The following is a 13,206-nucleotide window of genomic DNA, read 5'->3' on the forward strand; positions in this document are numbered from 1 at the left end:
ATTCCTATTAACTACTTACTTATTAAACTCTATGAGTTCAAACTTATTCCCATCATATTCAAGAACACTAACTGAAGTATTTACTATTACTCCTCTCGACACTTCTTTGATACCTTTTTGTGTTAAGAAAGAACGTATTATTCCACCATGACACACAGCTAACATAGTTTTATCTGGATGTTCTTGATATTTTGCTTTGAAAAATGCTTCTATTCTATCTGCTGCTTCTGTATCTAATTCCATTCCTCTTGTTTCTCCAGCCTTCATCCCTGCTCCATATTCAGCAAAAGAAACACCTTCATATCCTCCATATGATTTTTCAATTAATCTTTTATCCTTTATTACAGGTAGCTTTTTGTTATCTTCACTATTTGAATTATCCAGCATATATCTTGCAGTATCATACGCTCTTACTAAATTACTACTATATGCTATATCAATCTTATATCCTTCGATTTTTTTACCCGCTGCTATTCCTTGACGAATACCTTCTTCATTTAGCGGTATGTCAGTGTGACCTTGAACCATTTTATTTTTATTATAATCAGTTTCTCCATGTCTTGCTAAAATTATTCGCATATTTCCATCTCCTTTACTTGAAAAATTAGGGAACGACTCTTAAAAATGATTTCTTCAAAATCAGAATTTTGAGTCGTTCCCTAGTTATCTAAATATTAAATTTCTCTAATATAAATTCTTGTCCATCATAGTTTAAGATATTTAATCCAGTATTATCCACCAATGTAGTCGTATTTGGATATACTCCTACTACAGTTAAAAATATACGGATTAATGCACCATGACAAACAACTAAAATTGTTTCATCTTTATATTTTAAATATTGTTCATTGAAAAATGAATTAACTCTCTCATATACATCTTCATCTTTTTCGATTGATTCCAAACCTTCTTGTGCATCTAATGCAGAAAAATATTCTTCAAATGTACTACCTTCAAAAACCCCAAAAAATTTCTCAATTAAACGTTCATCAGTAATTATCTCTTTGGAAATATTTTGATTATTATTAGAGTTATCAAGCATAAGTCTAGTTGTTTCAACAGCGCGTTTTAATGGACTGCTAAAAGCATAATCTATATTATGTTCAGTTAGCTTTTTTCCTGCTTCTGTCGCTTGATTTCTTCCAGTTTCATTTAATTCAATATCACTATGACCTTGAATCAATCTATTTTTATTATAATCTGTCTCACCATGTCTTACTAATAATATTTTCATGATTTTTACCTATTCAAAAATAAAATCCTCATCTTCAATTGATTCTATATTCATACTAACTACATATCCATCACCTTTAACACTAAAGAAATCATGGTTTTTAGTATTTGTATTCATTGCATTTTCGATAATTGGATTAATCTCTTTATCTTCAAAATATCCTGGATATCCTAAGTTTGCTAAAGCACGATTAGCATTATACTCTACATAATCTTTTACTTCTTCATATAATCCAATTTCATCATATATATCTTTAGTGTACTTTAATTCATTTTCATATAAATCTAATAATAATTTATACATTTCTTTTTCAGCACGTTCTTGCTCCTCTGGAGTAAGAGTTTTGAATAATTCTTGAGCATCAAATCCTGTGAAACTTCCGTGGATAGTTTCATCTAATAAAATTTTACGAATAACCTCTCCAGAAGTTGTTACCTTTCCTTGTCCAGCTAAATATAATGGATAGAAGAATCCACTATAGAAAATATAACTTTCCAAAAATACTGAAGCAACACGAGCCATATATAAGTCATATTTAGGAACTTCTGGCTTAAACAGTTTCATATAGTAGTCTTCAATTAATTTCGCTTTATATTGAAGTTCTGGATTACTAGGAACCCATTCATCTAATAAGTAGTCTGTTTCTTGTGAAGGGATTAAAGATGTAAATATTGTTGAATAACTTTTCGCGTGAATCTGCTCCATCATTCCCATAAAGCTGTATACAGCTTGTTTTCTCATATCTTCTGTATGTAGAGATACAAGAGGCATACCTTTATCACCTTGCTGAGTATCAAGACCAGTTAAACCAGCTAATACTTTTTTATAAGCTTCACGTTCTTTATCATTTAAATCTTCGTTCCAACTCTTGATATCTTTTGATACTTTAAACTCAGTATCAACCCAAAATTGAGCAATATTTTGACGCCAATACATAAATGTTAAGTCATCTTGTTTATTCCAGTTTACAGCTTTCATAATTAGTAATTTATCCTCTCTTTTCTATATAGAACAAGACGTACATTCTTCTACAGAAAGTAATTTATTTCTTGTATAATATAGTGATTTCAATCCTTTGTGATGTGCGTAAATATAATATCTAGCAAGTTCTCTTGTTGTAATATCAGAATTTACGAATAAAATCACAGAAATACCTTGGTCTACGTGTTCTTGAATAACTGACATTAAGTCAATAAGTTTCATTTGATCTATAGTAAACGCTGATTTATAGTACCATTGAGTTTTTGGACTTAAGTACGGCATTGGATAAAATGTTTCAGCATTCCCATAACTTCTACGTTCAATTTTATCAACAATTGGCAGTACACTTGATGTTGAATTTTGAACATAAGAGATACTTTGAGTCGGTGCTATAGCCATTCTATAAGCATGATATAAACCATTTTCTTTTACTCTATTTTTTAAACTCTTCCAGTCTTCTTTTGTCGGAACATAGATTCCTTCAAATAACTCTTTTACTTTATCTGTTACTGGTAAATAGTCATTTTCAATATATTTAGTAAAGTAACTTCCATTGTAATAATCAGATTTTTCGAAGTCTTTAAATGTTTCTTTACGTTTTTTAGCAATTTGCATTGAACGTTCTAATGTATAGTAGTTCATCATCATGAAGAATACATTCGCAAAATCTTTTGCTTCTTCACTTTCATAAGCTATACAATTTTTAGCTAAATATCCATTTAGGTTCATTGCTCCAAGTCCAACAGAGTGGAACTCATCATTGGCTTTTACAACCCCAGGAGCATTTTTAATCTTAGTAGAATTACTTACAAATGTTAGTGAATCCATACCTGAATAAATAGATTCTTTAATTTTTTTACTTTCCATTACATTTACGATATTTAATGAAGCTAAGTTACAAGAAATATCACGCTTAATAATGTCTCCTTCACCGTAATCTTTAATTACTGAAGTTTCTTGTAATTGGAAAATCTCAGTACATAAGTTACTCATCTTAACTTGTCCAACTTCACGAAGTGCATGATTTTTATTAGCATTATCTTTAAACATTAAGTATGGATAACCTGATTGTAGTTGAGTTTGAGCAATTAGGTTAAGCATATCACGAGCATCGAATTTACGCTTCATAATATTTTCATTAGCTACAAAATCATCATAGTATTTAGCTATATCAATATCATCTAACACTAAACCATATTCTTCATAGATAGAATGTGGTCCAAACATATAAAAGTCTTTATTTTCACGAGCTAAATCGAAGAATAGTGACGGTACGATAACTCCTGTTGAAATCGTTGGAAGACGTAATTCTTCATCGGCATTAACTTTTTTTGTGTCTAGAAACTCTAACACATCATAGTGGAAAATATTTAAGTATACAGCACCAGCTCCTGGACGTTGTCCAAGTTGATCAGCATATGAAAAACCTTGCTCTAGAGACTTAGCAACAGGTATAACACCTTTAGCTACGCCTTTTATACCTTTAATACTCTCTCCACGTGCACGTAATTTTGATAAGTTAATCGCAACCCCACCACCGATTTTCGAAAGTTGTTTTGCTGTTGAGTCGATGTAATTGATTGAATTAAGTGAATCTCCCACTTCTAATAAGAAACAAGATACTAGCTCACCACGACGACTTCTTCCAGAATTTAAGAATGTTGGTGTTGCAGGTTGTAATCTTTGTTCAAGCATAGAAACCATAAGTTCCTTAGCTAACTCTACATCACCATCCCCTAAATACATCGCTACAATAAATACATGTTGATTAAAGTTTTCTAGATATTGTTTTTTATCATTAGTTTTTAATGCATAGTCTTTATAGAATTTACTTGCTGCCATGTAACTTTTGAATTCAAACTTAAAGTTAGCAGCAAGCTCTAAACATTCCAAAATCTCATCTTCAATATACTTTTCAAAGATATTGTAGTAAAAATTCTCCTCTACTAAGTATCTCAGTCTCTTCATTTCTGAACTAAATTTAACAGTACGAAAGTCTACTTCACGAAGAAATTCTTCAATAGCCTCTATATCCTTTTCTAATTTAAAAAAGCCATTGTCACCTCTTTTAGTTACTTCATTATTTAGTTCAATGTGATTAAATTTCTCCATTCTCTACACTCTCCAAATATATTTTTTTAAATTTTATTAAGTCTTTTGTATTCCCGTGTAGTTCTATCTTCATTAATAACGGTACGTTATACTCTTTACTAATTGTCTCTGAAGCATTGGCGAATCTTTTACCCCAGTTCTTATTTCCACTACCCACTACACCTTTTAAATGTTTGTGATTTATTTTCAAAAACTCCGCTACAGCTTCAGGAACATCTCCAAAACCTATAGTAGGAGTAATCAAAATATAGTCGAAATCCACTTCATAATCAATATCCCACAAGTCAATAACATCTTCTTCAGGAATCTTACACATGTCTACAAATCTCTTACAATTACCTGTCAATGAAAACACAATTATCTTCATTTTACTTCACACTCCCACAAAATATTTCCGAAAATTATTTCCCGGAAATTTAAATGTTATACTTATTATACACTTTATTTTGGTATTTTTCAATGATTATTTTTCGACTGGAAACGCTTGTATTTTTTTTTCGAAATTTGTATATTTATTTAATATTTATAAAGTTTATTCCTGACAGATAGACAGATAAATAAATAGTAAAAATACCATATAAAAAAATTTTATTTAAAAATTTTTCCTTTAAAATTTCAACAAAAAAGGAGTGACTCAACATCATGATTTCAGAGAAATCGATTTTATTAAGTCACTCCTGCTAAGTTTATTAACTATCTAAAAAGCTTTTATAAAGCAAATTTGGATATCAACAAACAATTACGTCTATAAATTCGCATATAAACTATTTTTAAATTTTGGACTTTTATATCAGTCCTTCTTTCTACAATAATATTAGTTTGATTTACTTCCTCTTCTTCTAGCAAATTCAGAGAAATGAAACTTATCCACCCTATGACGGCTTTCTGTGTAATGAAGGAAATCAGTACCCTCAGTATAAACATCGCTTCTTAATACTGCTATATGTTTATGACCATTCAAATCAATATATGTTAAATCTTCTTCGCTGACTGGTTCGATTTTAAAGTCTTTATTTCCATAAGAAATTTTAATACCTAAATCTTTCTCCAAGTACTCGTATAGAGATTCTTCTACACGTTCTGTTGGTATATTCTCTATTACATTTTTTCTAATATAATCTTTATCTAATATAATAGCTTCACCATCAACTATTCTTTGGCGAACAAGATAAATTAATTTTTCACCTTTCTTAACAAGACCCAGTCTTACTAAAAATTCTGGTGCTTCAACTTCTTCGTTAACTAATACCTTTGTGATAGCTTCTACATCTTGAAATTGACGACGTTCTTTAAAACTTAAAAGACCCGTCACCGGCAAACGATATCTATGTACATCAAGAACAATAGATCCCTTGCCTTGTATTTTATGAATATATCCATTTTCTAATAATAACAATAATGCTTTTCTTATAGTTTCCCTAGAAACATCATATTCCTTTGCAAGCTCATTCTCACTTGGTAAAAGCGAATTAGACCTGTATTGCCTATTTTCTATTTTTTCTCTTAACTCTAAATAGATCTTAAAAAACTTATTCATGATTTCCCCCAAAACAAATAACTATATATATATATTTTACCATAATTTATGCAAATATTAAACTTTTTTTACTCAAAAACTTTTATAATTTAGATTTTTTTGTTAATTTGTGTAAATATGTAAACCTAATTTTACGAAAGCTTTATTTCTTCAATAATATTTATGTGATATAATATAAAGTGGAGGTGCTTAAATGAAAAAATATATAGTACAACTACTCATTATTATTGAAAATTTTTCACTATTTATTAGTGCGATTCTTGCTCTAATATTTTACAATTGTTTTAATTTAGATTTTTATAAAAACTTCTATACACAAGAAAATTTAGCCCCTAATATAGGAACAACATATGATAAATTAATAGATAATACTTCTAATCTTCTAGATTACCTCAACTATAATGCAGAACTAAATACTTCATGGTATACGCCTAAAGATATACTGCATATGGTAGATGTAAGAACACTATACAATATTAGCCATAAAATAATGATAATTTTTTTAATAATATTCATTATTTCTACTATATTATTAGTAATACTCTGTAAAAGAAATACAATATACTATATTTCTAAAACATTTAATAAAGTACTACTATCATTTTTTGTGGTTATCGGAGGATTAGCTTGTATAATTTCATATAATTTCAATTCTTTCTGGATTAAGTTTCATCAACTTCTATTTTCTAATGACCTATGGTTATTAAGCCCTGATGAATCAAATCTAATTCAAATGGTTCCAGAAGAGTTCTTCATAAGTCTTATTACAAAAATAATAATTCACATCTTTATATTATTTATATCACTATTTATAATAAATTTTGTTATAAAGAAGAAAGCTAAAAACATTTCTATTTAAAATGTATTAAAAATTTTATTTATTACAATTATGTGATATAATAAATTTTAGTTTCAAATAAATAAATAAATTATGAAAGGATACAATATGACTCAAAATGATAAAAATATTGTTACTGAAGATAAAGTAACATTTAGATTATGTGATGATTGTCTTGGTGTTAATCTTAAAACTTTAATTCCAAAATTAAAAAAGAAAGCTCCAAATGCTGAATTTATCATAGGATGTCAATCTTACTGTGGACCTGGGCGAACTCAAACATTCACGCTAGTAAATAGTAGAATCTGTATTGCTGATACTGAAGTAGAATTAATGCCTTTAGTAGATGAAAAACTTCGAGATCGTATGAGTGCCGAAGATGAAGAAAAATATAGAAAGCGTCTTGAACGTCGTCTTGAACGTACTTTCTACTTTATCATTCCTGAAAATGCTACAATTAAAGTTGGTGAACAAATAGATATCAGTTCCGAAGGAGTCATTGCACGTAAAGCTGGACAATCATATCTGGATGATCTGATTATTGAAGGAGAAGTTGATACTTCTACACCAGGTACTTATGAATTAGTATACAGAGTGACAATCGATAATAAAGAACATAAGCGCAAAAGAACTATTACTGTAATTGATGAAAACGTGTAATCTATATTCATGAAAATAAAAAGAAAATAATAAAAAATAAAATCATTTAGACCTATAGGAAAAGAGCTATATAGTATCCTCCTATAGGTTTTTCTTTATTTTTATAAAATAAAATTAATGCTAGTTTTTTATAAAATAGCGTTTACTTTTTTTGTAAATGTGTTATAATATAAGTAAAGACATAGAAGTCGGAGGTTTTGATCATGGAAAATAAATATTCTAAAATTTTAGTCGCAGTTGACGGTTCTAAACAAGCTGAGTGGGCATTTAAAAATGCTGTAGCTATTGCTCAGAGAAATGAAGATGCAGAATTATATATCGCTTCTGTAATTGATGCAACAATCGCAACTTCTGGTTTATCAGATCCATATATTTTCAATTCATTCTATAAACGTACTAAAGAATTAGTTGATAGCTATGTTGAATCTGCTAAAGAAGATGGACTAACTAAAGTATTCGGTATTGTAGAACAGGGGATTCCTAAAATTGTTCTAAGTGAAGATATCGTTGATGAAAAAGGTATTGACCTTGTAGTTTGTGGATCTTCTGGTTTAACTGGTTTCAAACGTATGCTTATGGGATCAGTGTCTGAAGGTATCGTTAGATATGCTAAATCTGACGTTATCATCATTAAACAACGTTCTATCCCTGCGGATTTTGAAGCAACTATTGCTAAAAAATTCCAAGAGGAACAAGATAAATAAGATTTCTAAAATATTTAAATTAGTACTTGTTAATTTAAATTCATTTAAAATTTTTCCTTTTTTAAAAGAAGCAACACATGGAATATCCTGAGTTGCTTCTTTTTTTATATTTGTAATATAAAAAATGAGAGTGCTTCAAAAATCGATTTCTTTGAAATTACGATTTTTGAAGCACTACCTATAACATTTAATATATTTTTTTTACTATTAAACTATCATAATTTAAGGCTGCAAGTTGCACAGAATTCGGTCCAAAATACTTAGTATAATCATGAAGTTGCTGCTTATCGTCATAAATATAAACCCTATCTCCGATACTTTCTTCTTCACCTATTTCTACTACTAAGTGACTCATCATCGTCGAGTAAATATTTCTCTCTTTGCCTTTAATTATACAGGTTTTTCCTTTTAATCTATCTCGTAGTATCCCATCACCATAGCCAATATTAACAACTCCTACTTTTTTATCAACATCAGCTATATAAGAATTAGAATACCCTATGCACTCACCTTTATTCAAGGTTACTATATTAATTATTTCACCATAAACAGTTATCGGGTTCCTGATAACTAGATTTTTTAGAGCAACTGGATTTTCCTTCACATTATAAGGCATAGCTCCATAAAGAATAATCCCTAATCTCTGGTGGGTTGTTTTCTCAAACGCACCATCACGTAAAAATGAAGCACTATTTTGCAAATGAACTACTTCAAAATCATAATTTTTCTGTGCTTCTTCAAGAACCTTCAAGACCAGCTCTTTTTCTTTTTCGTAGAAACTATCAAACTCATCCGCAAAAGAAAAATGAGACCAAAATCCTTTTAATTTTAAATTATTTTTTTTACAAAATTCTATAATTTCTAATACTTCTTCAAAATTTTTCGCTCCAGCTCGTCTCATACTACCAGCAAATTCCAACTGTAATGTTAAACCTCTTACACTTTCAAGGTTTTCTTTTAAATATTCAAAGCTCGCTATATTTATCTCGATATTATATTGTCTAACTAAATCAAAATCATACGTTGGATTTAAAAGAAAAATATTAGCATCCTCACCAAGTGTTTCTCTTATTACTTTGCACTCCTCTTCTTTTGTCGTTGCAAAGTAATTTATCCCTGCTTCTGAGTATAATTTTACACATTCTCTTAAATTTAAATTATACGCATTATTTTTAACCACGGCTATTATATCTTGTGCTCGTTCTTTTAAATTAATAGCATTTTGTCGTATATTATTGTAATTTAACTCAATCGTTGCCATAAAAAATCCTTTCTTTAATAAATGAGGGCAACTCAAAACTCCTGATTCTATAGAATCAATGTTATTGAGTCGCCCCCTACTTTCTACTCAAAATCAATAAGATTTACTCATTATAATATTTCAATATACCAAGGTAATATTGAACGCCTACTTTTAGTATTTTTTCATCGAAGTTGAAAGTTGGTGTATGTAATCCTGAAACATAGTTTTTCTCTTCGTTTCTTAGACCTAAAAAACTATAGTTTATAGGAGACAATCTACTAAAGAATGAAAAGTCTTCTCCATACAGATAAGCTTCTTCCAACTCAATATAGTCGATACTTTCTTTTTCTATGACTTCTCTAATTACTTGATAAGGAACTTCATCATTAATTACCGCAGGATACCCTTCAGCAAAATCAACGCGGATACTTACGCCAGTAAGATGCTCAAGTCCTACACACGTATTTTCAATCGCAGCTTTAATCGTCGCTAAATCTTCCATGCTATACGTTCTAATCGTTCCTTCTAAATATGCATTCTCCGCAACGACATTCATCGCATCTCCACCGTACATTTTACCAATATGAATAATATTAGTATTACGTGCTTTAGTGTGCAACGCATTAAGTTTTAGCATCTCCTGGAAGAACATTGTAGCCACGTTAAGAGCATCGATTCCAGTATTTTTTAAACCAACGTGAGCTGCACGCCCTTTAATATAAATTCTATATTCATTTGCACTAGCCATAATTTCTTTTGGTTTAGAAACAATATGACCTTCTGGATAATCTGGATTCATATGTAATGCATAACTTGCTAAAACATTATACGGTGAAAAATCAAAATCATTGATTAATAAATTCCCACCACCAAAAGTTTCTTCAGCAGGTTGAAATACAAAGATACTGTTCACCTTCGTAGCATTATTATTATAATAATCAGCCGCTTCAATAACACTTCCCAAAAGCATAGTAGTATGTCCATCATGACCACATGCATGCATTACTCCATCATTTTTTGATTTGAAATCGACATCATTTTCCTCTGAAATAGGAAGTGCGTCAATATCAGCTCTAAATAATATCGTATCATTAGTTTCTACGCTTGCTTTAAAAATCACTACCAACCCTGTCTCAAGAGTTTCTTGATATTCTATACCATATTCTTTTAAGACACTTGCGATAAATTCTTTAGTTTTATGTTCTTCCAAAGATAACTCTGGATTTTGGTGCAGATGTCTACGCCATGATGTTAAATTCTCTTCAGTAATTACTTTCATCTTCTTTACCTACTTTATTATAAGTTTCTTAATTCTGCAATAATATCTACTTTTTCTTCTGCAACTTCACTACGTGTTTTAATAACTCGTGCTGGAACACCCGCAACTACATCACCACTTGCTACATCTTTTGTTACTACACTTCCAGCTGCAACAACGGCATTATCTCCGATTTGAACCCCTTCTAAGATAACAGCATTAGCCCCGATAAGAACATTGTTTCCTACACGAACTGGTGTTGCATTAGCTGGTTCAATAACACCTGATAATACAGATCCAGCACCAACATGAGAATTTTCTCCAACTTCAGCACGTCCACCTAAAATAGCATTCATATCGATCATAGTGTTTTTTCCGATTTTAGCCCCGATGTTGATAACAGCTCCCATCATGATAACCGCGTTATCTCCGATACTAACGTGTTCACGAATTGAACACCCTGGTTCGATACGAGCATTAAACTGAGTCAAATCGATCATCGGTACACCACTATTACGGCGATCATTTTCAACACGGTGATTTACTACCACAGTTTTATTAGCTTCGTAAAATTCCACCCAATCAGCGAAGTCCGCAAAAATAACTTTTGAGTTTCCTTCACCATAAACTTCTAAAGTTTCTGGAAATTCTACTTCAGCATTAAAATTAACGTAAACTTTAACCGGTGTTTTCTTTTTAGATGTTGCTATAAATTTAATAATCTCTTCTGTTGATTTCATTTCTTTCTCCTATTATCTATATGATTTTTTTCTATTTTATATCTAATTTTTACATATGTCAAACTAACTTTATTATAATATTCTTTGTTTAAGTGTTATACTAGATTACTTTCTTCATTTATCTAGTTATAAACTACTTAGAGATGATTCTGTTATCACCTCTATAGACTCATTTAAGTCGCTTCTAACTTTATTATTCTATACCTAGTACATCTTTCATAGAATATAATCTAGGTTCTTCAACACTGTTAAGCCACTGTGCAGCTGTAACAGATCCTTTTGCAAACATTTTTTTACTAAGAGCTGTATGTTTAATCTCGATTACTTCATCCTCACCAGCAAAAATCACTTCATGTTCACCTACTATAGTTCCACCACGAACTGCATGAATTCCAATCTCTTTTTCTTGGCGTTTCATATCTCCGTGACGACCATAGACTCTATTGTAATCTTCCACGTCTTTAACCGCATCAACTAACATTTTTGCAGTTCCACTAGGTGCATCGACTTTTTTATTATGGTGTTTTTCAATAACTTCGATATCATATCCTAGTAACAATTCACTAGCTTTTTTCACTAACTCGACTAAGACATTTACTCCTAAACTATAATTCCCAGCATAAACTACTCCAACATGAGTTGCTAGTTCATCGATTAATTCTAATTCTTCTGTAGTGTGACCAGTTGTCGCTATTACAACTTTCGTTCTTGTACGTTTAGCATACTCCACTAATTCAGCAGTCCCTGCGTGATGAGAAAAATCAATAATCACATCAGCAACCTTTTCTAAACTTTCATATGAAGTATAAGTTGCAAATTTCTCTTCTAATAATTCTCGCCCTACTCCTGCAACAATTTCTAAATCAGTACTATCTTGAATATAGTTTTTTAGAACTTGTCCCATCGTTCCATTATAACCACTTAATAAAACTCTCATTTTTACTCTCCTTGTAATGAATTAAGTCTTGCAATCTCTTGCTCTAATTTTGTCGCTAACGTTGGTGCAACATGTGTCATCGGTAGACGGTAGTGACAAGCTGATTTTCCGATTAATTCTACACATTTTTTAACTGGCATTGGGTTTGGCTCAGCGAATAACATGTGGATGAAGTCTAAATATTTAAGTTGAAGATCGAATGCTTTATCCACTTGTCTTTCTAAAGCATATTTACACATTAAATGCGTAGCTTTTGGATAAACGTTAGCTAAAACAGAAATTGTTCCTTTACCACCTGCTAAAATAATCGGTACATTAATGTCATCATTTCCTGAATAAATATCAATTTTATCCCCTACTAAGTTTCTAACTGCTAAAGTATGAGCGATGTCCCCTACAGCATCTTTATATGCTACGATGTTTTTGTGCTGAGATAAGTGTAAAATAGTCTCAGGCGCCATAACTTGCCCTGTTCTTCCTGGTACATTGTAAAGTACGATCGGTAAATCAACACTATTAGCAATCGCTTCAAAGTGTTCGATTAAACCTTGTTGGCTAGTTTTGATGTAGTACGGTGTTACTACTAATAATGCATCCGGTCCTAATTTTTCAATTTCTTGGCTTAATCTAATTGAGTGAGCTGTATCGTTAACTCCACTACCTGCGATAACCGGTACACGGCCTGCTACTCTATCAATCGCAAATTTAACAACCGCTACTTGCTCATCGTCAGGCATTGTTGAACTCTCCCCAGTAGTTCCAGCTACGATAATCGCATCTGTACCTTCACTAATTTGGAATTCGATTAACTCTCCAAATGTCTCATAATCTACACTTCCATCCTCAAAAAATGGTGTTACTATTGCTACTCCGCTTCCTGTATAAATTGTCATAATCTTGTTCTCCTTATATCTATGTTGTTTTTTTATATTTTTAATAATATTTTTTATGTTATTTTTTGA

The 13,206-nt window shown here is 30.8% G+C and carries 14 protein-coding genes and 1 pseudogene; 4 read left to right on the plus strand and 11 right to left on the minus strand.

All coding sequences use genetic code 11. The annotated features are described in order from the left end of the window. Positions 1 to 15: 15 nt before the first annotated feature. The 6 genes from RWL85_RS00315 to treR all read right to left on the minus strand — a co-directional run bounded on the left by RWL85_RS00315 (position 16) and on the right by treR (position 5,864). Complete coding sequence (locus tag RWL85_RS00315) at positions 16 to 579, minus strand: histidine phosphatase family protein (RefSeq protein WP_314083703.1); 564 nt, start codon at positions 577 to 579, stop codon at positions 16 to 18. A gap of 88 nt (positions 580 to 667) precedes the next feature. Further along, positions 668 to 1,234, minus strand: a complete 567-nt coding sequence (locus tag RWL85_RS00320; RefSeq protein WP_314083705.1) for a histidine phosphatase family protein — start codon at positions 1,232 to 1,234, stop codon at positions 668 to 670. A gap of 9 nt (positions 1,235 to 1,243) precedes the next feature. Then, entirely contained in the window at positions 1,244 to 2,212 is a 969-nt protein-coding gene (gene nrdF, locus RWL85_RS00325) for a class 1b ribonucleoside-diphosphate reductase subunit beta (protein WP_314083708.1), read from the minus strand. A gap of 24 nt (positions 2,213 to 2,236) precedes the next feature. Beyond that, the gene (nrdE, locus tag RWL85_RS00330) at positions 2,237 to 4,327 is read right to left on the minus strand and encodes a class 1b ribonucleoside-diphosphate reductase subunit alpha (protein WP_314083710.1); all 2,091 of its coding nucleotides are present in this window, start codon (positions 4,325 to 4,327) and stop codon (positions 2,237 to 2,239) included. Further along, positions 4,314 to 4,694 (minus strand): class Ib ribonucleoside-diphosphate reductase assembly flavoprotein NrdI, encoded by a 381-nt coding sequence (gene nrdI, locus RWL85_RS00335; protein WP_314083712.1) that lies wholly within the window; start codon positions 4,692 to 4,694, stop codon positions 4,314 to 4,316. The genes nrdE and nrdI overlap by 14 nt, the downstream gene beginning before the upstream one ends. Before the next feature lie 447 nt (positions 4,695 to 5,141). Then, positions 5,142 to 5,864 (minus strand): trehalose operon repressor, encoded by a 723-nt coding sequence (treR, locus tag RWL85_RS00340; protein WP_314083715.1) that lies wholly within the window; start codon positions 5,862 to 5,864, stop codon positions 5,142 to 5,144. Between the two features lie 193 nt (positions 5,865 to 6,057). Here treR and RWL85_RS00345 point away from each other — a divergent pair, with 193 nt between their 5' ends. The 4 genes and pseudogenes from RWL85_RS00345 to RWL85_RS00355 all read left to right on the plus strand — a co-directional run bounded on the left by RWL85_RS00345 (position 6,058) and on the right by RWL85_RS00355 (position 8,066). Then, complete coding sequence (locus RWL85_RS00345; RefSeq protein ID WP_314083717.1) at positions 6,058 to 6,723, plus strand: DUF1461 domain-containing protein; 666 nt, start codon at positions 6,058 to 6,060, stop codon at positions 6,721 to 6,723. Positions 6,724 to 6,810: 87 nt separating this feature from the next. Continuing rightward, positions 6,811 to 7,125: pseudogene (locus RWL85_RS08535) on the plus strand (DUF5011 domain-containing protein); the annotation flags it as partial. Between the two features lie 33 nt (positions 7,126 to 7,158). Next, complete coding sequence (locus RWL85_RS08540; protein ID WP_399533323.1) at positions 7,159 to 7,362, plus strand: immunoglobulin-like domain-containing protein; 204 nt, start codon at positions 7,159 to 7,161, stop codon at positions 7,360 to 7,362. A 203-nt stretch (positions 7,363 to 7,565) separates the two neighbouring features. Continuing rightward, positions 7,566 to 8,066 carry a universal stress protein gene (locus RWL85_RS00355; protein WP_048802863.1) on the plus strand — a complete coding sequence of 167 codons (501 nt, stop codon included), beginning with the start codon at positions 7,566 to 7,568 and terminating at the stop codon, positions 8,064 to 8,066. 187 nt (positions 8,067 to 8,253) lie between these two features. Here the strand turns inward: RWL85_RS00355 and alr are convergent, their stop codons facing one another. From alr to dapA, 5 genes are all read right to left on the minus strand, one after another. After that, the gene (alr, locus tag RWL85_RS00360) at positions 8,254 to 9,327 is read right to left on the minus strand and encodes an alanine racemase (RefSeq protein WP_314083723.1); all 1,074 of its coding nucleotides are present in this window, start codon (positions 9,325 to 9,327) and stop codon (positions 8,254 to 8,256) included. A 103-nt stretch (positions 9,328 to 9,430) separates the two neighbouring features. Continuing rightward, positions 9,431 to 10,588 (minus strand): M20 family metallopeptidase, encoded by a 1,158-nt coding sequence (locus RWL85_RS00365; RefSeq protein ID WP_314083725.1) that lies wholly within the window; start codon positions 10,586 to 10,588, stop codon positions 9,431 to 9,433. Positions 10,589 to 10,605: 17 nt separating this feature from the next. Beyond that, positions 10,606 to 11,307, minus strand: coding sequence for a 2,3,4,5-tetrahydropyridine-2,6-dicarboxylate N-acetyltransferase (dapD, locus tag RWL85_RS00370; RefSeq protein WP_314083727.1), 702 nt, complete (start codon positions 11,305 to 11,307; stop codon positions 10,606 to 10,608). A gap of 193 nt (positions 11,308 to 11,500) precedes the next feature. Beyond that, positions 11,501 to 12,244: a 4-hydroxy-tetrahydrodipicolinate reductase gene (gene dapB / locus RWL85_RS00375; protein WP_314083729.1), complete on the minus strand. Its 744-nt coding sequence runs from the start codon at positions 12,242 to 12,244 to the stop codon at positions 11,501 to 11,503. A gap of 2 nt (positions 12,245 to 12,246) precedes the next feature. Further along, complete coding sequence (gene dapA / locus RWL85_RS00380; RefSeq protein WP_314083731.1) at positions 12,247 to 13,137, minus strand: 4-hydroxy-tetrahydrodipicolinate synthase; 891 nt, start codon at positions 13,135 to 13,137, stop codon at positions 12,247 to 12,249. Positions 13,138 to 13,206 lie beyond the last annotated feature (69 nt).

The sequence above is a fragment of the uncultured Gemella sp. genome (assembly GCF_963515875.1).
Classification (GTDB): Bacteria; Bacillota; Bacilli; order Staphylococcales; family Gemellaceae; genus Gemella.

Excerpts from the sequence above, each read along its gene's own strand:
- RWL85_RS00315 (WP_314083703.1), bottom strand. The coding sequence starts at position 579 with ATGCGAATAATTTTAGCAAGACATGGAGAAACTGATTATAATAAAAAT.
- RWL85_RS00320 (WP_314083705.1), bottom strand. The coding sequence starts at position 1,234 with ATGAAAATATTATTAGTAAGACATGGTGAGACAGATTATAATAAAAAT.
- nrdF (WP_314083708.1), bottom strand. The coding sequence starts at position 2,212 with ATGAAAGCTGTAAACTGGAATAAACAAGATGACTTAACATTTATGTAT.
- nrdE (WP_314083710.1), bottom strand. The coding sequence starts at position 4,327 with ATGGAGAAATTTAATCACATTGAACTAAATAATGAAGTAACTAAAAGA.
- nrdI (WP_314083712.1), bottom strand. The coding sequence starts at position 4,694 with ATGAAGATAATTGTGTTTTCATTGACAGGTAATTGTAAGAGATTTGTA.
- treR (WP_314083715.1), bottom strand. The coding sequence starts at position 5,864 with ATGAATAAGTTTTTTAAGATCTATTTAGAGTTAAGAGAAAAAATAGAA.
- RWL85_RS00345 (WP_314083717.1), top strand. The coding sequence starts at position 6,058 with ATGAAAAAATATATAGTACAACTACTCATTATTATTGAAAATTTTTCA.
- RWL85_RS00355 (WP_048802863.1), top strand. The coding sequence starts at position 7,566 with ATGGAAAATAAATATTCTAAAATTTTAGTCGCAGTTGACGGTTCTAAA.
- alr (WP_314083723.1), bottom strand. The coding sequence starts at position 9,327 with ATGGCAACGATTGAGTTAAATTACAATAATATACGACAAAATGCTATT.
- RWL85_RS00365 (WP_314083725.1), bottom strand. The coding sequence starts at position 10,588 with ATGAAAGTAATTACTGAAGAGAATTTAACATCATGGCGTAGACATCTG.
- dapD (WP_314083727.1), bottom strand. The coding sequence starts at position 11,307 with ATGAAATCAACAGAAGAGATTATTAAATTTATAGCAACATCTAAAAAG.
- dapB (WP_314083729.1), bottom strand. The coding sequence starts at position 12,244 with ATGAGAGTTTTATTAAGTGGTTATAATGGAACGATGGGACAAGTTCTA.
- dapA (WP_314083731.1), bottom strand. The coding sequence starts at position 13,137 with ATGACAATTTATACAGGAAGCGGAGTAGCAATAGTAACACCATTTTTT.